Source organism: Enterobacter cloacae complex sp. ECL352 (assembly GCF_020149545.1).
GTDB classification, from domain to species: Bacteria; Pseudomonadota; Gammaproteobacteria; order Enterobacterales; family Enterobacteriaceae; genus Enterobacter; species Enterobacter asburiae_B.
In genome coordinates this window covers 495,692-515,428 of record NZ_CP083709.1, presented here as the reverse complement: position 1 = coordinate 515,428, position 19,737 = coordinate 495,692, and the positions used below count along the sequence as shown (strand labels likewise).

The window sequence follows — 19,737 nt, the reverse complement described above, 5'->3', positions numbered from 1 at the left end:
GTGAGCATGGATATTAGCGATTTTTACCAGACATTCTTTGATGAAGCCGACGAATTGTTGGCCGATATGGAGCAACACTTGCTCGATTTGGTGCCCGAAGCACCGGACTCCGAGCAGCTCAATGCCATCTTCCGTGCGGCGCACTCTATTAAAGGCGGAGCCGGAACGTTTGGATTTACCATCCTGCAGGAAACGACCCATTTAATGGAAAACCTGCTTGATGAAGCACGACGCGGTGAGATGCAGCTCAATACCGACATTATCAACCTGTTTTTGGAAACCAAAGATATTATGCAGGAACAGCTCGACGCCTATAAAAGTTCGGCAGAGCCTGATGCCGCCAGCTTTGAATACATCTGCAATGCGCTGCGCCAGCTCGCCCTGGAAGCAAAAGGTGAGGTCGCTGCAGCCGTTGTCCCTGCGGCGAAACTGAGCGTTGTCGATGCGGTTGCTGCCGACGAGGCCGCGCCAGCCGCTGCACAAGCGGGCAAACTGCGCGTTGTGCTGTCACGTCTCAAAGAGAATGAAGTTAACCTGCTGGAAGAAGAGCTGGGTAACCTGGCGAAGTTAAGCAACGTGGTAAAAGGCAAAGACAGCCTTGCCGCGACGCTTGATGACGGTATTGGCCAGGACGATATCGTGGCGGTACTGTGCTTTGTGATTGAAGCTGACCAGATCGCCTTCGAAACCGAAACGCCCGCGGTTGACGCCCCTGCCGCTGCGGAAGAGGTGGCCGTTGTCGCTCAGGCCGCCGCACCGGCTGTGGCTCCTGCGGCTCCGGCGCTGAAGGCCGTGCCAAAAGAGGCCGCGGCACCTGGCCGCGGTGAGAAACCTGCCGCGCGCTCCAGCGAGTCAACCAGCATCCGCGTTGCGGTTGAGAAGGTCGACCAGCTGATTAACCTGGTGGGCGAACTGGTGATCACCCAGTCGATGCTGGCTCAGCGTTCTAACGAACTGGACCCGGTCACGCACGGCGATCTGATCACCAGCATGGGTCAGCTGCAGCGTAACGCCCGCGACCTGCAGGAATCGGTCATGTCCATCCGTATGATGCCGATGGAATATGTCTTCAGCCGCTTCCCGCGTCTGGTTCGCGACCTTGCCAGCAAGCTGAATAAACAGATTGAACTGACCCTGATGGGCAGCTCAACCGAACTGGATAAGAGCCTGATCGAGCGCATTATCGACCCGTTAACGCACCTGGTGCGTAACAGCCTCGACCACGGTATTGAACTGCCGGAAAACCGCATTGCCGCCGGGAAATCGCCGGTCGGCAATCTGATCCTCTCTGCGGAACACCAGGGCGGGAATATCTGCATCGAAGTGACCGATGACGGCGCGGGTCTTAACCGCGAGCGCATCCTGGCAAAAGCGATTTCGCAGGGGATGGCGGTCAATGAAAACATGACCGATGAAGAAGTGGGCATGCTGATCTTTGCGCCGGGCTTCTCTACCGCGGAGCAGGTGACCGACGTGTCCGGACGCGGTGTGGGCATGGACGTGGTGAAACGTAACATCCAGGAGATGGGCGGCCACGTTGAGATCCAGTCTAAACAGGGTTCCGGCACCACTATTCGCATCCTGCTGCCGCTGACGCTGGCGATCCTCGACGGCATGTCAGTCAAAGTGGCGGACGAAGTCTTTATCCTGCCGCTGAACGCCGTAATGGAATCCCTGCAGCCGCGTGAAGAAGATCTGCATCCGCTGGCGGGTGGCGAGCGCGTCCTCGAAGTGCGCGGTGAGTACCTGCCGCTGGTGGAACTGTGGAAAGTGTTCGAAGTGGACGGGGCGAAGACAGAGGCCACGCAGGGCATCGTTGTGATCCTGCAAAGCGCGGGCCGTCGCTACGCGCTGCTGGTCGATCAGCTGATTGGTCAGCACCAGGTGGTAGTGAAGAACCTCGAAAGCAACTACCGCAAAGTGCCGGGTATTTCTGCCGCCACCATTCTGGGTGATGGTAGCGTGGCGCTGATCGTCGATGTGTCGGCGCTTCAGGGATTAAATCGTGAACAACGTGTGGCGTACACAGCCGCCTGATTAAGTAGAAGGTAATAACATGACCGGTATGAGTAATGTAACGAAACTGGCGGGCGAGCCATCAGGGCAGGAATTCCTGGTATTCACTTTAGGCGATGAGGAGTACGGCATCGATATCCTGAAAGTGCAGGAAATTCGTGGTTACGACCAGGTTACCCGCATCGCTAACACGCCTGCTTTTATTAAAGGTGTCACCAACCTGCGTGGCGTCATTGTGCCAATCGTGGACCTGCGCGTGAAGTTCAGCCAGGGCGACGTTGACTACGACGACAACACCGTGGTGATCGTTCTGAATCTGGGGCAGCGCGTGGTAGGTATCGTGGTGGACGGCGTATCTGATGTGCTTTCCCTGACCTCTGACCAAATTCGTCCTGCGCCGGAGTTTGCGGTCACGCTGTCGACCGAATACCTGACCGGCCTGGGCGCGCTCGGCGAGCGTATGCTGATTCTGGTGAACATCGAGAAGCTGCTGAACAGCGATGAGATGGCGCTGCTGGATATCGCCGCGAGTCACGTAGCGTAGGTAAATGCAAAACGGCAACCCAGGTTGCCGTTTTTTGTGTTTGCTTCCTCACCCTGTGGGAGAGGGCAGGGGTGAGGGCATCAGGCCTCACCCTTTTTTTCACCTTACGCTTCCTGCTTTACCAGCTCGGCTTCAGCTTCCGCTTCCCGCGCGCCTTCATTCTGCGACAGCATCGCGGTCGCGATCCCATTCCCCAGCACGTTAATTGCGGAACGGCCCATGTCCAGGAAGTGGTCGATCCCCATCAGCAGCAGAATACCCGCCACCGGAATATTAAAGCTCGGAATGGTTGCTGCCAGCACCACCAGTGAAGAACGCGGTACGCCGGCAATCCCTTTCGACGCCAGCATCAGGGTCAGCATCAGCACCGTCACTTCAGAGAAGCTCAGGTGAATGTTGTACGCCTGAGCGATAAACATCGAGGCGAAAGAGCAGTACACCATCGAACCCACCAGGTTGAAGGAGTAGCCAATCGGCAGAACGAAAGAGGCGATGTTGCGCGAGCAGCCAAAACGCTCCAGCTGTTCCAGCGTTTTCGGGTAGGCGGCTTCAGAGCTGCTGGTGGTAAACGCCACCAGGACCGGATCTTTCAGCATGCTGACCAGGCGAAACACCTCTTTTTTCAGCACCATGTAGCCCACGGCCAGCAGCACCATGCAGGTAAGAAGAATGGCAACATAGTAGCCGCCAATAAAGGAGGCGTAGTTCAGCAGAATGCCGAGACCCTGCGTGGCAATGACGGATGAAATCGCCGCGAAAATGGCCAGCGGAGCAACGTACATCACGTAACCCGTTACCTTCAGCATGATATGGGAAACCACATCCAGCGCGGCCACCAGCGGCGCGTTGAATTTCTGCCCCAGCGACGCGCCGCCGATGCCGAAGAACATTGAGAACACCACAATCTGCAGGATCTCATTGTTCGACATCGCCCCCGCGATACTGGTCGGAATGGTGTGTGACAGGAACGCTTTCAGCGTCATGCCGCCAACGGCCAGGCCGGTATCCACCGCTTCGGTCGGGACCGTCAGGTTCAGACCGCTTCCCGGATGCTCCAGCGTGACGATAAACAGGCCAACCAGGATAGAGAGTACGGATGAGCTGATAAACCACACCATCGCTTTGCCGCCAACGCGGCCAATGGTGGAGGTTTCGCCCAGCTTCATAATGCCGACGGTGAGCGTGCTGAAGACCAACGGTGCAATGACCATTTTGATCAGGCGGAGGAAAATATCGGTCAGAAGGGTAATATTATCCGACCAGGCTTTGATGGCATCCGCAGATGCGTACTCATGAATTGCTGCCCCTGAAAGAATACCCGCCAGCATGAATATCACGATGAAGAGTGTGAGTTTGTTTGCACTTGCCACGAAAAAAGACCCTCTATGCGCTTCAGATGTAGCCCGCGTCGATACATATAAATTTTTTATTACGATGCGGGAAATTATTCGGCACATAAATTGACGCAAAGTGTAGGGGGATACAACTCCTTTTTAATTTTTATTAATTTTGTTGTTAATGCGTCGACGATATATTGTGATCGCCGTCACACTTTAATGGATATATTCTCCCCGTATAGAATAAAATTGCTGCCTGAATTAATTTAACTTGCTGTTATTTATAAGAAACTAGTGTCAATAAGACATATGCCTTATGCGTTAAGGGTCGGGTGGTCGAAGCGATATCCGTAAACTAAATTCTCAATAACCCCCTCAGAGGAACGTTAAGCGGGGCTAACATCTTGAACGACAAAAATAAAATGTGGCAAGGGAACGGAGACGTCTTCTGGAGGGTGGTAAATGAAAAGAAAACTTCTTTTGATCTGCGCAGGCACCTTACTGGCTGCGACAACGGCCCATCAGGCGCTGGCCGTCACCAGCAGCGGCACCATCGGTGCAACGCTGACGCTGACAAACGGGTGTCTGATAAACGGCTCGCCCGCGCAGAGTGGTATTAACTTCGGTACGCTCGATTTCGGTACCCATCCGGCAACCTTTTCCACGCTTACGACGCAGCTGAGCGGCGCCAGCGGCGGAAACACCTTCACCATTCAATGTACGACCGCCAGCTATACGGTCGCGATCACCGGTAATACCCACTCCACCGCGCCCGGCTCGGTTGTCGGTTCGCCGGGCACGCCTGAACGCTATCTGGTGAATACGGCCAACGCGGCACAGGGCGTGGCTTACAGCCTGTACAGCGACAGCGGGTTTAACACCGTGATTGCCAATAACGCCGCGCTGCCGATCGCGTCTACGGCCGGAGGGGTGGACAGTTACACCCTCTACGGACGGATTACCGGCGGCGGTAACAGCGTGACGGTCGTTCCGGGAACCTACACCGACACGATTAACGTCAGCGTCACCTACTAGTCCCGAACCGCCATGAAGGCATCTCTCACAGGTCTGCGCAAACGCGCAGAGGGACGCGTGCAGCCTTTTTTCGCGCTGATCGTCGGATTGCTCACGATGCCCACGGCGGATGCGGTGACATCCCAGTCGTTTAAGGTCAGCGCGACGATTGTCCCGGGATGCGCGGTGGCTACCGGTAGCGGAGGGCTTCTCGGTACGCTGGATTTTGGCAGCCATAACGGCGTCGAGAGCGCGCCGGTCAGCACCAGCTTTGTGCCAAACGGGGCGTTGTCTATTGCCTGTACGCCAGGCGTGGCGCTGAGCATGAGCATTAATGGCGGTCAAAATTATTCATCCGTTCGCCGCATGAAGCGCGCGAACGGCGCCGACGTGGTGCCATACCGGCTCTACAGCAGCAGCTCGCTGGCCGCAAACAGCGAAATTGGCGTCAACCAGGCGATAGCGGTGACCTATACCAACAGCAATAACATCGCGCTGCCGCTTTTTGGCGTGGCGCTATTGACCGGGTTTAGCCCGGCGGGAACCTATTCCGATCAGCTCACCGTGACCTTGTCATGGTAATAAAGGGAGAATGTTGATGAAGCCATTTTTCAGACCGGTTTGTCTGGCGGGCGCGTTGGGAATGGCGGTTGCTGGCCAGGCGCAGGCGGCGGCCACCATCCTGCTCTGGCCCATCGATCCCTGGCTTGCTGCAGACGCCAACGCCACGGAACTGTGGATCCAGAACCAGGGAAATAGTGCCACGACGATGCAGGTCCGCATTGTGCGCTGGAAGCAGGAGGACGGACACGAGCGCTATACCGCGCAGCAGGACGTGGTCGCCAGCCCGCCCATCGTCACGATTGGCACAGGCAGCAAGCAGCTTATTCGCCTTATCAAACAGGCTTCAGTTCCCGCAGGGGTCGAACAGGCCTATCGCATTATCGTCGATGAAATTCCCCAGCCAGATGCCAAAGCTGAACCCGCCATCGGCCTCAAATTGCAGATGCGTTACTCCATCCCTCTGTTCGTATATGGACAGGGGATCCCGACCATCAAAGAGGGCGCGCATCACGCGCTGGCGGAGACCCAAAACCTGAGCTGGCGGGTGACGCAGGCGGAGGGGAAGCCTGCGCTGGAGGTCAAAAATCGGGGTGATGTCCACGTCAGGCTGAGCCAGGTGGCGCTGGAGCAGGGCGGTCAGAAACGCACGGTGGCGGAGGGATTGCTGGGTTACGTCCTGCCGGGCAGCACCCGCAGCTGGCCTATACCCGCTGGCGTTCGTCAGCCAGAGCGGATGAGCGCGCAGATTAATGCCAGGGACGAACAATGGCAGTCGATGCCCGTCAACTGAAGCCGGCGATGATGATACTGCTATGCGTCAGTTCCGCGACTCTGGCCGGGCCCGGCGACGACAGTTTACCGCCGCCTCCCCAGGCACAGGCGATAAATGATGAAGCGGTTTTCCAGCTGGCCATCGTGGTCAATCACTACGATACCGGCCTGGTCGTGCCCGTGACGCAGCGTAAAGGTGCTTTCTTTATCTCCAGCGCCGATTTGCTGCGCGCGGGGCTGCCCCCGGCGCACGTTCCCACCGGCGAGGTAAATCTCTCCTCGCTTGCTCAGGTTCGGGTGGAGTACGACAGCGCAGCGCAGCGCCTGCTGCTTAACGTTCCCCGCGACTGGGTGACGGCCCGCGTGACGCCTTTCAGCGCGCAAGCGGCGCAGGCCAAACCGCACTACGGGCGCGGGGCGCTGCTGAATTACGATCTCTACACCAACCACACGGAACATATCGGCGGTCAGGCGTCGATCTGGCATGAGTTCCGCTACTTCAACGAAAACGGCTCGTTTTCCTCGACCGGTTACGCGCGGGAAAATTTCACCGGTAACGACGGACAGCAGGAAGGGTATGTCCGCTATGACACGACCCTGCTGTTCACCAACGAAGATGACGCGATGAGCTGGAGCGCCGGGGACGTGATCAGCGATGCCCTGAGCTGGAGCTCCAGCGTGCGGATGGGGGGGATAAGCGTCGGGCGGGATTTTTCCCTGCGTCCTGACCTGGTGACATGGCCGCTGCCCGAGTTCGCGGGGGAAGCCGCGGTACCCACCTCGGTCGATCTTTTTATCAACGGCTATCGCTCCGGTTCAACCCAGCTTCAGCCGGGCCCCTTCACCCTGACTAATCTGCCCTATATCAACGGCGCCGGGGATGCGGTGCTGGTCACGACGGATGCGCTGGGGCGCCAGGTAAGCACCACGCTACCGTTTTACGTCACCAGCGACCTGCTCAAGCAAGGGCTGAGCGACGGCGCCGTGACGCTCGGCAGCCTACGGCGTAATTACGGTATCAAGAATTTTGACTACGGTCCGGCAGCCGGCAGCGGCTCGTATCGCTACGGGATGACGGACTGGCTAACACTCGAGGGCCACGTGGAAGGGGCGCAGGAGCTGGCGCTGGGCGGCGCGGGGACAGTGATAAAACTCGGCCAGTTTGGCGTGGTGAATACCTCTTACTCGCAAAGCCGCATGCGCGGTGATGCGGGCGGGCAAATCAACTGGGGTTACCAGTACAGTACCAGCGAGTTTAGCGTCGCCACCCAGCACACGCGTCGCGACCGAGGCTTTGGCAATTTGGCCCTTTACGATCAGCCGACGGTGTATGACGAAAACGATAAGCCCATCGCCAGCTTTAGCCGTAATACGGACCAGTATTCGCTGACCTTCAATCTGGGACGGTACGGCAATATCGGTGCGGCCTGGATAGGCGTGGAGAGTTTTGACAGCCAAAAAACCGAGCTGCTCAATCTCTCCTGGAGCCGAAACCTGTGGGGAGCGAGCAGTATTTACCTGGCCGGCAGCCGGGATCGGCAGCGGGGAGACTGGACGGTCGCGCTGTCGCTGCAGGTGCCGCTGGGGGCGCGCGACAGCGCTGCCGTCACCGTTGAAAACACCCCGGATGCAGGCAGTACCCAGCGCATTAACTACAACCACTCCATGCCTTCTGACGGTGGGTTCAGCTGGAACATGGCCTGGGCCAACCAGTCAAGATCCAGTGATTATCAGCAGGGTACGCTGGGCTGGCGCAATAACAACATCGAGCTGCAGGGCGGCGGCTATGGCGAAAGGGATACCATGACCTGGTGGGGCGAGGCGATGGGCGCCGTTGTGCTGATGGACGGCGAGCTGTTCGCGGCGAATAAGATCAACGATGCGTTTGTGGTCATCAGTACCGATGGCCACCCGGATGTGCCCGTCAGCTATGAGAACCAGCCCGTCGGTAAAACCAATAACAACGGCTACCTGCTGGTCAGCGGGGTGTCGGCGTATTACCCGGCAAGCTACCGGATTGATACTTTGAATCTGCCGGCGGATACCCGTCTGAAAGAGACCGAGCGGCGGATCGCGATTCGGCGCCACAGCGGCTATCTGGTCGATTTCCCGATGGAGCAGGAACGGGTGGCAAGCGTTATTCTGCATGACGCGCGCGGGAAGGCGTTGCCGGTGGGAAGCCAGGTTCGACGCGCCTCGCGCAGCAATGCGGTGGTGGGGTATGACGGCATCGCCTGGCTGGAAAATCTCAGCGATGTGAACCCGCTGGAGGTGATCGCACCTGACGGGAGGCGCTGTAAGACTACCCTGACCGTGGGGGCCAATCCGGAGCACAAGCTGAAAACCTACGGGCCGCTGGTTTGCCGGGAGGAGCCATGACGCGCCTGCTGCTATTCATCCTGCTGCTGTTCTCCGGCGGCGGCTGGGCGGCGTGTACCGTCAGTACGGTTAATGCGTCGTTTGGCAGCGTCACCTCGTTCGCGCTTAGCGGAACCGGAGAAGTTCAAACCACCGGCACGCTGGTGGTGGCCTGCGATGCCGTACTGAATCTGCTGACCAGCGACTCGGTAACGCTGACCTACACCGCGGCATCGGTTTCGGGCAGCAGCCGGGCCACGATGAAACGCACGGATAATGCGGCCATCACCGACGTGATCCCCACCCGGCTGTGCGGGTTATCGGGATGCGCGAGCAGCAGCGAGGTACAGATAAGTAAATCGTATACCTGGAGCGGGAGTACCCTGCTGGGGTTGCTGGGGTCAAAGCAGTACAACATTCCGCTCTATTTCCGCACCGTCGCCGGGCAAAACGTCACTGCCGGACCATATCAGGTGCAGTTAACCTTCAGCATTAACTACAGCGTGTGCTCCGTCGGCGCGCTCGGCATTTGCACAATCAATCAGACGGGAACCGCGACAACCACCATCCTGCTGGATATGACCGTCACCAACGACTGCAGCGCCATGACCACGCCAGATGTGAACTTCAACAGCGCGCCGCTGGTGCAAAGTTTCCCCACCGTCTCGCAGGCGATTGCCGTCACCTGTACCAAAGGAAGTTCGTATACCATCGGCATTAATAACGGTGCCAACGCGCTGAACAACGTGCGGCGGATGGTGAGCGGCAGCAACGCCATGAGCTACGACATCTATAAGGAAGCCACCGGTAACCGCTGGGGCGGCAGCGGCAGCGAGCGCTGGTCAAGCGCGGTATCGTCCCAGGTCAGTACCGACGGTTTACTGCGCACCTACAACTACACCGCGAAAGTCCTGACCAATCAGACCACGCCGCCCGCCGGAACCTACACCGACACGCTGATTGTTGACGTGGCGTTTTAACCCCGCGCTTTTCCCTTTCGCAAATGTAAAGTTCCTGTGGGCTGTGCCGATAACACCGTTAATAAATCTATGAGAAGGTGTTGTATGTTGAACCGTATCCGCGTTGTCACAATGCTCATGATGGTGCTGGTCATTTTCGCACTTCTTCAGCTCATCTCCGGCGGGCTTTTTTTCTCGTCATTAAAACAGAACCAGGACAGCTTCGCGGCCTCGAACGATCTCCGCCTGCAGCAGAGTGAACTCACGTCGACGTGGGATCTGATGCTGCAAACGCGTATCAACCTGAGCCGCTCGTCCGCGCGCATGATGATGGACCCCAACAATCAGCAGAGCAGCGCGAAAAACGATCTGTTGAAAAATGCCCGTGCCACCCTCGCTGACGCCGCGAAACACTACGACGCCTTCAAAAAGATCGCCCCGCAGCCTGCTATGGAGCAGGTGAGCCAGAATATCGATGAAAAATACAATGCCTACCATACCGGCCTGACAGAGCTGATTCAGTTCCTGGAGAGCGGCAATATGGATGCCTACTTCGCGCAGCCAACGCAGGGGATGCAAAACGCACTCGGCGCGGCGCTGGGGGAATACGCGAAGGTCAGTGGCGATCTCTATCACTCGGCCTTTACGGCAAGCCAGAATGACTACCGCTTTGCAAAATGGCAGATGGCCGTGATGGCGCTGGCGCTGGTCATTGTGCTGGTCGCGGTCTGGTACGGCATTCGCCATATCCTGCTGAACCCTCTCGGCCGCGTCATTGCCCACATTCGTGAAATTGCCGGCGGTGACCTGACCAAAACGCTGACCGTTTCCGGGCGCAATGAGATCACCGAGCTGGCAAACAGCGTTGACCATATGCAGCGTTCGTTAATCGAAACCGTTGCCAACGTACGTAACGGGTCGGAGGCTATCTACACCGGCACCAGTGAAATTGCGATGGGGAATAACGATCTCTCATCCCGTACCGAGCAGCAGGCGTCCGCCCTGGAAGAGACGGCCGCCAGCATGGAGCAGCTCACCGCGACCGTGAAGCAGAACGCCGATAACGCCCGCCAGGCGTCTCAGCTGGCAGAAAGCGCCTCCGAGACGGCGCAGCGCGGCGGCCGCGTGGTGGATGGCGTGGTGAAAACCATGCACGAAATCGCCGACAGCTCGAAGAAAATCGCCGACATCATCAGCGTTATCGACGGCATTGCCTTCCAGACCAATATTCTGGCGCTGAACGCCGCCGTGGAAGCGGCGCGCGCGGGTGAACAGGGGCGCGGGTTTGCCGTAGTGGCCGGGGAAGTACGCAACCTGGCCAGCCGCAGCGCCAACGCGGCCAAAGAGATCAAGTCCCTGATTGAAGATTCCGTCTCCCGCGTGGATACCGGCTCCGTGCTGGTGGAAAGCGCCGGGGAGACCATGAATGACATCGTGAATGCCGTCACCCGCGTGACGGACATCATGGGTGAAATCGCCTCTGCGTCCGATGAGCAGAGTCGTGGTATCGACCAGGTTGCCCTGGCGGTATCGGAAATGGATCGCGTGACACAGCAAAACGCCGCGCTGGTGCAGGAGTCCGCTGCGGCGGCCGTTGCTCTGGAAGACCAGGCGAGCCGTCTGAAGATGGCCGTCTCGGCGTTTCGTCTCGCTTCACTCGCTGGAAACACGGTCACCCCGCAGGCGACGTATCGCGCGCCAGCCGTTGAATCGGCTGTAAAACGTACGCGCACCGCGACGACCGGACAAGATGAAAACTGGGAAACATTTTGACTGACAATTAAACCGCGGCTGCTTGCCGCTTGATGGGAGCGTGGATGTTAAATCGTATTCGTATCTCGACCACACTGTTTTTGATTCTGATCCTTTGCGGTGTGTTGCAGGTTGGCAGTAACGGGTTGTCTTTTTGGGCGTTTCGCGATGGCTATCAGAATTTGCAGGAAGTTGAGGCGAGTAATCAGCAGCGCTCCGCACTGGCACAAACGCGTGCCGTGCTGTTGCAGGCAAGCACTGCGCTGAACAAGGCGGGAACCTTAACCGCGCTGAGTTATCCGCCGGATGACATTAAAGCGCTGATGGCGACCGCGCGCGACAGCCTGAAGCAGGCTGACGCACAGTTTAAAGCCTTTACGGCGCAGGCCGCCGACAGCGAGAAAGAGAAAGCGCTGAAGGCCGCCATGAAGACGAACTTTGAGCAGTGGTACAGCGATCTGGACCACCAGGCGACGTGGCTTGAGAACAACCAGCTTTCGGACTTTATGACCGCACCGGTTCAGGCGTCTCAGGCGGCGTTTGACGGCAGCTTTAACGCGTGGCAGCAGGATATTAACCAGTCTGTTCAGCGTGCCGGTGACCAGAGCCGTCAAAGCTATCACATGTCGGGCGTCATCTTTGCCGTGGTGGTGATCCTGGCAGGGCTGCTAACCGGCGGGGCGCTGCTCTGGTCGCGCAGAATGATTGTGCAGCCGCTGGCGATTATCAGCAGCCACTTCGACAGCATTGCGAAAGGGGACCTGGCGCGTCCGGTCGCGGTGTTCGGCAAAAACGAAATTTCGGCGATCTTTGCGAGCCTGAAGGCGATGCAGGGATCGCTGCGGGAAACGGTGAGCGACGTGCGGCAGGGCAGCTATGCCATGCACACCGGGATCTCTGAGATTGCGGCGGGGAACAACGATCTCTCGTCCCGCACCGAGCAGCAGGCGGCCTCGCTGGCGCAGACGGCGGCCAGCATGGAGCAGTTAACCGCGACGGTAGGCCAGAACGCCGATAACGCGCGTCAGGCGTCTGACCTGTCAAAACAGGCGGCGATGACGGCGAAGAAAGGCGGCGACCAGGCGTCCCATGTCGCCAGCACCATGCAGGAGATTGCCACCAGCTCGCAGAAAATTGGTGACATCATCAGCGTGATTGACGGTATCGCGTTCCAGACCAACATTCTGGCGCTGAATGCCGCCGTGGAAGCGGCGCGCGCCGGTGAGCAAGGGCGTGGATTTGCGGTGGTGGCGGGGGAAGTGCGTAACCTGGCGAGCCGCAGCGCCAACGCGGCGAAAGAAATTAAGGTGCTGATCGAAGAGTCGGTTTCGCGCGTTCAGCAGGGCTCAACGCTGGTGGATACGGCGGCGAAAACCATGCACGAGATCGTCACCTCCGTGACGCGGGTGAACGACATCATGGGCGAGATTGCCTCTGCGTCGGACGAACAGCGCCGCGGGATTGAGCAGGTTGCCCAGGCCGTCAGCCAGATGGATCAGGTCACGCAACAGAACGCCTCGTTAGTTGAGGAGGCGGCAGCGGCAACCGATCAGCTGGCAAGCCAGGCGGATCGTCTGACCGGACTGGTCGCGGTATTTAATGTGAAAGAGCACGTTGAAGCAGTAACAGAAGTCGGGCGGTCGCAGGCCGTGCCAGTTGTATCCTGAATGTAATTAAGAAGGCGCTATGACATCACCAATGCCCCCTGGGCAAACGTCATTATTGTTGCAGATGACACAGCGCCTCGCGCTGTCCGACGCGCATTTTCGTCGGATATGTCAGTTAATCTACCAGCGTGCGGGGATCGTGCTTGCGGATCATAAGCGGGACATGGTCTACAACCGTCTGGTGCGGCGCTTGCGTACGCTGGGGCTGGATGATTTTGGCCGCTATCTGAGCATGCTCGAGGCGAACCAGAACAGCGCAGAGTGGCAGGCTTTTATTAACTCGTTAACCACCAACCTGACGGCGTTTTTCCGTGAAGCTCACCACTTCCCGGTCCTGGCCGAGCACGCCCGCCGTCGCACCGGGGAGTATCGCGTATGGAGCGCGGCCGCCTCGACGGGTGAAGAGCCGTACTCGCTGGCGATAACCCTTGCTGACACCCTGGGCATGACGCCCGGACGCTGGAAAGTCTACGCCAGCGATATCGATACCGAGGTGCTGGAGAAGGCGCGTAACGGCGTGTATCGCCAGGATGAACTGAAAACGCTGTCGCCGCAGCAGCTGCAGCGTTATTTCATGCGCGGCACGGGCCCGCATGAAGGCCTGGTGCGCGTACGCCAGGAGCTGGCGAACTGCGTCGAATTCGCGCCCGTTAACCTGCTGGATAAGCAGTACAACGTGCCGGGGCCGTTCGATGCCATTTTTTGCCGTAACGTCATGATCTATTTTGATAAAACGACGCAACAGGACATTTTGCGTCGGTTTGTTCCGTTGCTCAAGCCTGACGGTTTACTGTTTGCCGGGCACTCGGAAAACTTCAGCAACCTCGCGCGTGAGTTTAGCCTGCGTGGGCAAACGGTATATGCGCTGAGTAAGGAAAAAGCATGAGTAAAATCAGGGTGTTGTCTGTCGATGATTCAGCGCTGATGCGTCAGATCATGACTGAAATTATCAATAGCCACAGCGACATGGAGATGGTGGCGACTGCGCCCGATCCTCTGGTAGCGCGGGATTTAATTAAAAAATATAACCCCGACGTGCTAACGCTGGATGTCGAGATGCCGCGCATGGATGGCATAGATTTCCTCGAAAAATTAATGCGGCTTCGGCCCATGCCGGTGGTGATGGTCTCCTCCCTGACCGGAAAAGGATCGGAAATCACCCTGCGCGCGCTGGAGCTGGGGGCGGTGGATTTTGTCACCAAACCGCAGCTTGGCATTCGCGAAGGGATGCTGGCCTACAGCGAAATGATTGCGGAGAAGATCCGCACCGCGTCGCGGGCGAAGCTTGCTGCCCATACGCCATTGGCCGCGCCTGCGACCCTGAAGGCCGGTCCCTTACTCAGCTCGGAAAAACTGCTGGTTATTGGAGCGTCAACCGGAGGAACAGAGGCAATTCGTCATGTACTCCAGCCATTGCCGCTTTCAAGTCCGGGTATTCTGATCACTCAGCATATGCCGCCAGGCTTTACCCGTTCGTTTGCCGAACGCCTGAACAAGCTGTGCCAGATCAGCGTGAAGGAGGCGGAAGACGGCGAGCGCGTGCTCCCGGGACATGCCTATATCGCCCCGGGCGACAAGCATATGGAGCTGTCGCGCAGCGGCGCTAACTATCAAATCAAAATTCATGACGGACCGCCGGTCAACCGGCACCGTCCGTCGGTGGATGTGCTGTTTCATTCGGTGGCGAAACATGCGGGGCGCAACGCCGTTGGGGTGATCCTGACGGGGATGGGCAACGATGGTGCCGCCGGAATGCTTGCAATGCACCAGGCTGGCGCCTGGACGATTGCGCAGAATGAAGCAAGTTGTGTGGTGTTCGGCATGCCGCGCGAGGCCATCAATATGGGTGGCGTGAGCGAAGTGGTCGATCTTAGCCAGGTAAGCCAGCAGATGCTGGCGAAAATCAGTGCCGGACAGGCAATACGTATTTGACTCAGGAGTATTATTTTATGGCGGATAAAGAGCTTAAGTTTTTGGTTGTGGATGACTTTTCCACCATGCGTCGCATCGTGCGCAACCTGCTGAAAGAGCTGGGCTTCAACAACGTTGAAGAAGCAGAAGACGGCGTTGATGCGCTGAACAAACTGCAGGCTGGCGGGTTTGGTTTTGTTATCTCCGACTGGAACATGCCAAACATGGACGGTCTGGAACTGCTGAAAACCATTCGTGCCGATGCCGGAATGGCGTCTATGCCGGTTCTGATGGTTACTGCAGAAGCGAAAAAAGAGAACATCATTGCCGCTGCACAGGCGGGCGCAAGCGGCTATGTGGTGAAGCCATTCACCGCGGCAACCCTGGAAGAGAAGCTCGGTAAGATCTTCGAGAAACTCGGCATGTGAGGTGATGGAAATGTTGCAACCTGCTATGAAACCCGTTGAAGAACACTCGCCGAGCGATATTATCGTCCGCATCGGCAGCCTGACGCGGATGCTGCGTGACAGCCTGCGTGAGCTGGGTCTGGATCAGGCGATTGCCGAAGCGGCGGAAGCCATTCCTGATGCCCGCGATCGTCTGGACTATGTTGTGCAGATGACCGCTCAGGCCGCGGAACGTGCGCTGAACAGCGTTGAAGCGTCACAGCCGCACCAGGATGCGATGGAAAAGGGGGCGAAAGCGCTGAGCAAACGCTGGGACGAGTGGTTTGAGAACCCTATCGAGCTGGCGGATGCCCGCGAGCTGGTGACGGATACCCGTCAGTACCTGGGGGATGTGCCGGGGCACACCAGCTTCACCAACGCCCAGCTGCTGGACATCATGATGGCGCAGGATTTCCAGGACCTGACCGGTCAGGTGATCAAGCGCATGATGGATGTTATCCAGGAGATTGAGCGTCAGCTGCTGATGGTTCTGCTGGAGAACATCCCTGAACCGGCAGCCCGTCCAAAACGCGAGAACGAAAGCCTGCTCAATGGTCCACAGCTCGACGCCAGCAAGGCGGGCGTTGTGGCAAGCCAGGATCAGGTAGACGATCTGCTGGACAGCCTCGGCTTCTGATAGTTCTGATTACCCTCAGGCTGCGGCGTCAACCTGAGGGTAGTTCGGTTAGCGAAGATCCATCTTCACCGTCACGTTACCTTCAAAGCGGCCCGGGGCCGGAGAGGCATTGGTCGTGCTGACCGGTACAGCCTGAATTTTGACCACACCGTTTCCCTGCGCGTCCATCGTCACCGGAAACTCATAGGTCCCGTCCAGCGCGACGTTCTGACTGTGTTCATCATATACACGCACCCCGAGGTCGTCTCTGTCCAGAAGTTTTGCAATGTACGGCGTACTGCTGTCCGCGACCCCCTGATCTGCGGTCAGCGTGAGCTTTATCCGGTCCGTGTTTCCCACTGCGTTATCATCACAGTGGTAGGCAATATCAACGTTTTTGATAGCATAACGTTTCGGCGGTTGCCCCTTAATGACGAATTGCTTGCTGACGATGCTGCCGAACTCAACCTCAATGGTGCTGCCTGCGTTGATGGTGCAGCTTAGCGGCGCAGATAACGTGCCGCTAAACCAGATATCAGAGACCTGTTCTGCCTGCCCGGGATCGCAGCTTGTCCCCGTGCCGAAATAGAGGCAGGCATAGTTTTGCGCGACGATCGTCGAAGGGATCACCTCTTGACCCAGGATGGGTTTTTTAACGTGAAGCAGGATCGCAACGACGTTCCAGCGGAAATTACGCTTTATGACAGCGGCGTTGCTCGGCTGGGTGCTGCTATTGCAAACGTTGGCATTTCCCTCCGTTTTGGCGAGTGCATTCTCGGTAGTGCTACGCATATTACCTCTGGACGTCGGGTATTCATTGACAGGTAACGGGGTCAAAGAAGTGCCGTCCGGAGAGTTGATTGCATCCGCATAGGCGGTGATATCGGCATCGATCTTTTCTGTCAAAAAGCCGTATCCGTTTGTTCCAGGATTCAGCGGGCTTCCGGCAAACGTTTTTTCATAGACCATGCTCGAAGAAAACATATTTCCGGGACAGCTGCAGTTGGCCACTATCACCGGGCCATTGCCGACCAGATGATTTGGCACATCATAGTCATGATTGGCAATATTTTCGCTGGACGAAAACTCATGATCGAACGACGTGGTGTAGGCTTGCGGCGCACTGAAGCAGTTATGAAGTAAAGTCGCGGCCCTGCACGGGCTGGTTGCGGCCAGGCTCAATGCCGTGGCCAATGAAGCCCAGACGGCCCGTTTCTTGAATATAGTTGTCATGTGCTTATTCCTGCTGACAAAGCTCGCTAACCGAGCGAATACCGTTAGGGCTTTCGGTTTGGTTGGCTGACTGTTGCGTAATGCTGGCGCGGCACTGTTGGCCCATGCCGTTGCCCCATTTCACGGTGAGCTGCGCGGTCTCTCCAATGCCTGCCAGATAGACGGTGCCGGTTTCATCGACAATGCCGCTCATCACCGGGTCGCTACTGGTCGCGATGGCGCCGAACGGAACGGGGAGACCGTTTGGACGCTTCAGGGTGATCAGCATCCGGTAGCCTGTGTGGGCGTCAAATCTGGCCAGCACCGCCGCGTTGCGCGAGGGAATGACGGTGATGGCGGTATCGCTGCTGTCCACATTTTCCGGCAGGCTCGAGGTATCAATACGAATATTATTCTCCTGGTACGGCGTGAGCGATGGAATGACTGCGTTACCCTGCCAGTCGGTCTGAATACCCCGCTGGTTCAGGAAACGGACGCCGGAAGCATCGTTGGCGTTGACGATAGCAAACTGGCTTCCTAAAGGTTGAGCCAGCGTGATGCCCTGAGGATGGGCAACAATACCGCCGCTAATGCCGTAGTTAAGCTGCTGAGAGTGATCGGTGGAAGCGTAATATCCGGCGGTCAGATTGGCGTACTGCGAGCGGTAGCTGCCATAGACGCTGCTGATATCTTCCCCGTTGTGGTTGGAGTGGCTCTGCTGCAACGAGTAGCTCAGACGCTCATCCTCCAGAAGCGTGCCGCTGAGGCCCACGTTTTGCCGCGTATAGCCATTTTTAGTGTTGCTGATGTTATAGCTACTCCAGGCGCGTGGCAGCCATCTGGCGAGAGGAATGCTAAATCCCAAAGAAACCATCCTGTCAGACTCGTCGCCGTTGGTTTTGCTGTACGTATAGGCAATGTGATAGCTCGTGCCGGAAACAACGGTATTGAATCCCAGAGACAGGTTGCGCTCTTTTTTAGAGGTGCCCCAGTAATCCTGCTGATAGCCGTTAAGATACAGACTTACCCCAGCAACGGTTTGGCTAACGCTGGCCTGAATGCGGTTGCGTTTATTGTAACGAAACTGCAGATCGTCTTCGTGGCCGTCATGCTTTTGGTTGGCGTCGGCAAAGCTGTAATACCCGCGGCTGGAGTATCGGTAGCTGCCGAGGCTGAAGTTGGTATCGGTCGAATCCAGCTTACCGGTATAAAGCAAACGCCATGACTGGCCGGTATGCTGGCTGTTATCGTCTAGCCGGGTGTCGGCCATGGTAACGTCAGCGGACAGCGAGCCCAGCGGCCCGAGCGCCAGACCGGCACCGGTATTGGCTGCGTTATAGTCTTTCGAGAGCGTCAGCCCTCCAAACCAGGTGAGAAGGTTATTTAAACCGTAAATCATGCTGCCCTGGAAAAAGTCGGGTTCCTTTTGGTCGCTCCCGCTTTCAGCACGATAACGGCCTGCTGTCATTTCGTACTTTATACGCCCAGGCCGCAGCATAACCGCGATACTGGAGTAGGGCTGCGTAAAGCGATGCTCGGTGCCGTCAGCTTCTTTCACCGTAACGTCCAGATCGCCGCTTTTGGTCGTGGAGTAGAGATCGTCGATTTCGAACGCGCCCGGCGCGACATTTTGCTGATAGATGAGGTAGCCATTCTGGCGCACCGAGACTTCCGCATTTGAACTGGCGATGCCGCGTATGACAGGGGCATAGCCGCGTTGGCTGTAGGGAAGCATCTCTTCATCCGACGCAAGGTTAACGCCCCGGTACTGTAAGCTATCAAATACCTCGCCCCGCGTGTTGCTTTCTCCGGCCGTGAACTGTGCCTTGAGGGCGTCAACGTCATGCTGGAGGAAGGTATTGATGTTTTCCCACAGGTTTTCATTCTCTGAATTGCTCCACGTTGAATAGTTGCGCACTCGCCAGCCACCCATGTTGGCGCCGGTGCGCAAATTCAGATACTGACTGGTGGCGCTGTTGTCGCCGCTCTCCTTATTTTTTGATCCTGATAAAGCGTAGTCACTGAACAACACGGGAACACCGTCGTCCCAGCGCGAGGGATCGATGTAATCGCGACCGGCACTTCTTAACGCGGCCTGAGGAATACTCAACGCTAATGTCATGGTTGAAAAATCAAGCCGCGCGGAGGACTGGGGGATATAGTTGCTGATATCTTTAGGCAAAGCCTTATTGGCGGGTAATGCAAGCAAGTCGGGATACTGGTCGATAGCAACCCCCCATGCCCGCAGCATATCCGGTGTGAGCTGCGGTATCAGTGACCCTTCCGGGGAGCTGACGTAAGCGATACTGGTGGTGCTCAGGCGGTGTTCGTTCACCTGCACTCGTGAAGAATAGGTGCCGGGTAGCTGAGCATTCGACTTTGAAAAGAGTGAAAGGTCGATATCCTGCTGGGCCAGCATGTCTCCTTCAAGCGATGAGGGTGAGAAACGATACTCACGGGCCAGCGTCGAGAAGCTCGCGATGAGCAAGACACCGCCAAGGCAGCGAAGTAGCGGATTCGGTCTAAAGAGCCGCTCGTATGACATATCATTACGTCCTGTCATCATCGCG

16 protein-coding genes are annotated in these 19,737 nt (G+C 57.4%); 13 read left to right on the top strand and 3 right to left on the bottom strand.

The annotated features are described in order from the left end of the window. Both cheA and cheW read left to right on the top strand, forming a co-directional pair. The gene (cheA, locus tag LBF07_RS02390) at positions 1–2,037 is read left to right on the top strand and encodes a chemotaxis protein CheA (protein ID WP_094935637.1); all 2,037 of its coding nucleotides are present in this window, start codon (positions 1–3) and stop codon (positions 2,035–2,037) included. Positions 2,038–2,056: 19 nt separating this feature from the next. Continuing rightward, positions 2,057–2,560 carry a chemotaxis protein CheW gene (cheW, locus tag LBF07_RS02385; protein ID WP_023312262.1) on the top strand — a complete coding sequence of 168 codons (504 nt, stop codon included), beginning with the start codon at positions 2,057–2,059 and terminating at the stop codon, positions 2,558–2,560. A gap of 104 nt (positions 2,561–2,664) precedes the next feature. Here cheW and LBF07_RS02380 read toward each other — a convergent pair whose 3' ends face one another. Further along, entirely contained in the window at positions 2,665–3,930 is a 1,266-nt protein-coding gene (locus tag LBF07_RS02380) for a dicarboxylate/amino acid:cation symporter (RefSeq protein WP_033145875.1), read from the bottom strand. A 429-nt stretch (positions 3,931–4,359) separates the two neighbouring features. Here LBF07_RS02380 and LBF07_RS02375 point away from each other — a divergent pair, with 429 nt between their 5' ends. The 11 genes from LBF07_RS02375 (at position 4,360) to cheZ (ending at position 15,976) form a co-directional block, all read left to right on the top strand. Then, complete coding sequence (locus LBF07_RS02375; RefSeq protein ID WP_023312260.1) at positions 4,360–4,932, top strand: spore coat protein U domain-containing protein; 573 nt, start codon at positions 4,360–4,362, stop codon at positions 4,930–4,932. Positions 4,933–4,944: 12 nt separating this feature from the next. After that, complete coding sequence (locus LBF07_RS02370; protein ID WP_047061108.1) at positions 4,945–5,493, top strand: spore coat U domain-containing protein; 549 nt, start codon at positions 4,945–4,947, stop codon at positions 5,491–5,493. Between the two features lie 16 nt (positions 5,494–5,509). Further along, complete coding sequence (locus LBF07_RS02365) at positions 5,510–6,265, top strand: molecular chaperone (protein ID WP_094935638.1); 756 nt, start codon at positions 5,510–5,512, stop codon at positions 6,263–6,265. Next, positions 6,241–8,625 (top strand): fimbria/pilus outer membrane usher protein, encoded by a 2,385-nt coding sequence (locus tag LBF07_RS02360; RefSeq protein ID WP_048979942.1) that lies wholly within the window; start codon positions 6,241–6,243, stop codon positions 8,623–8,625. Before LBF07_RS02365 ends, LBF07_RS02360 begins: the two co-directional genes overlap by 25 nt. Next, a complete protein-coding gene (locus LBF07_RS02355; protein ID WP_094935639.1) occupies positions 8,622–9,584 on the top strand; it encodes a spore coat U domain-containing protein in 963 nt (320 codons plus the stop codon). Before LBF07_RS02360 ends, LBF07_RS02355 begins: the two co-directional genes overlap by 4 nt. Before the next feature lie 84 nt (positions 9,585–9,668). After that, on the top strand, positions 9,669–11,336 hold the full coding sequence (gene tar, locus LBF07_RS02350) for a methyl-accepting chemotaxis protein II (RefSeq protein ID WP_224435105.1): 1,668 nt from the start codon (positions 9,669–9,671) through the stop codon (positions 11,334–11,336). 44 nt (positions 11,337–11,380) lie between these two features. Continuing rightward, on the top strand, positions 11,381–12,982 hold the full coding sequence (gene tap, locus LBF07_RS02345; protein ID WP_023312254.1) for a methyl-accepting chemotaxis protein IV: 1,602 nt from the start codon (positions 11,381–11,383) through the stop codon (positions 12,980–12,982). 19 nt (positions 12,983–13,001) lie between these two features. Continuing rightward, positions 13,002–13,868: a protein-glutamate O-methyltransferase CheR gene (cheR, locus tag LBF07_RS02340; protein ID WP_023312253.1), complete on the top strand. Its 867-nt coding sequence runs from the start codon at positions 13,002–13,004 to the stop codon at positions 13,866–13,868. Beyond that, the gene (locus LBF07_RS02335) at positions 13,865–14,914 is read left to right on the top strand and encodes a chemotaxis response regulator protein-glutamate methylesterase (protein ID WP_029741783.1); all 1,050 of its coding nucleotides are present in this window, start codon (positions 13,865–13,867) and stop codon (positions 14,912–14,914) included. The genes cheR and LBF07_RS02335 overlap by 4 nt, the downstream gene beginning before the upstream one ends. Before the next feature lie 17 nt (positions 14,915–14,931). Continuing rightward, on the top strand, positions 14,932–15,321 hold the full coding sequence (gene cheY / locus LBF07_RS02330) for a chemotaxis response regulator CheY (RefSeq protein ID WP_008500431.1): 390 nt from the start codon (positions 14,932–14,934) through the stop codon (positions 15,319–15,321). Positions 15,322–15,331: 10 nt separating this feature from the next. Next, positions 15,332–15,976, top strand: a complete 645-nt coding sequence (gene cheZ, locus LBF07_RS02325) for a protein phosphatase CheZ (RefSeq protein ID WP_023312251.1) — start codon at positions 15,332–15,334, stop codon at positions 15,974–15,976. A 48-nt stretch (positions 15,977–16,024) separates the two neighbouring features. Here cheZ and LBF07_RS02320 read toward each other — a convergent pair whose 3' ends face one another. Both LBF07_RS02320 and LBF07_RS02315 read right to left on the bottom strand, forming a co-directional pair. Continuing rightward, on the bottom strand, positions 16,025–17,188 hold the full coding sequence (locus tag LBF07_RS02320; RefSeq protein ID WP_094935641.1) for a fimbrial protein: 1,164 nt from the start codon (positions 17,186–17,188) through the stop codon (positions 16,025–16,027). A gap of 4 nt (positions 17,189–17,192) precedes the next feature. Next, complete coding sequence (locus tag LBF07_RS02315) at positions 17,193–19,712, bottom strand: fimbria/pilus outer membrane usher protein (protein WP_205742269.1); 2,520 nt, start codon at positions 19,710–19,712, stop codon at positions 17,193–17,195. Positions 19,713–19,737 lie beyond the last annotated feature (25 nt).

Excerpts from the sequence above, each read along its gene's own strand:
- cheW (WP_023312262.1), top strand. The coding sequence starts at position 2,057 with ATGACCGGTATGAGTAATGTAACGAAACTGGCGGGCGAGCCATCAGGG.
- LBF07_RS02375 (WP_023312260.1), top strand. The coding sequence starts at position 4,360 with ATGAAAAGAAAACTTCTTTTGATCTGCGCAGGCACCTTACTGGCTGCG.
- LBF07_RS02370 (WP_047061108.1), top strand. The coding sequence starts at position 4,945 with ATGAAGGCATCTCTCACAGGTCTGCGCAAACGCGCAGAGGGACGCGTG.
- LBF07_RS02365 (WP_094935638.1), top strand. The coding sequence starts at position 5,510 with ATGAAGCCATTTTTCAGACCGGTTTGTCTGGCGGGCGCGTTGGGAATG.
- LBF07_RS02360 (WP_048979942.1), top strand. The coding sequence starts at position 6,241 with ATGGCAGTCGATGCCCGTCAACTGAAGCCGGCGATGATGATACTGCTA.
- LBF07_RS02355 (WP_094935639.1), top strand. The coding sequence starts at position 8,622 with ATGACGCGCCTGCTGCTATTCATCCTGCTGCTGTTCTCCGGCGGCGGC.
- tar (WP_224435105.1), top strand. The coding sequence starts at position 9,669 with ATGTTGAACCGTATCCGCGTTGTCACAATGCTCATGATGGTGCTGGTC.
- tap (WP_023312254.1), top strand. The coding sequence starts at position 11,381 with ATGTTAAATCGTATTCGTATCTCGACCACACTGTTTTTGATTCTGATC.
- cheR (WP_023312253.1), top strand. The coding sequence starts at position 13,002 with ATGACATCACCAATGCCCCCTGGGCAAACGTCATTATTGTTGCAGATG.
- LBF07_RS02335 (WP_029741783.1), top strand. The coding sequence starts at position 13,865 with ATGAGTAAAATCAGGGTGTTGTCTGTCGATGATTCAGCGCTGATGCGT.
- cheY (WP_008500431.1), top strand. The coding sequence starts at position 14,932 with ATGGCGGATAAAGAGCTTAAGTTTTTGGTTGTGGATGACTTTTCCACC.
- cheZ (WP_023312251.1), top strand. The coding sequence starts at position 15,332 with ATGTTGCAACCTGCTATGAAACCCGTTGAAGAACACTCGCCGAGCGAT.
- LBF07_RS02320 (WP_094935641.1), bottom strand. The coding sequence starts at position 17,188 with ATGACAACTATATTCAAGAAACGGGCCGTCTGGGCTTCATTGGCCACG.
- LBF07_RS02315 (WP_205742269.1), bottom strand. The coding sequence starts at position 19,712 with ATGTCATACGAGCGGCTCTTTAGACCGAATCCGCTACTTCGCTGCCTT.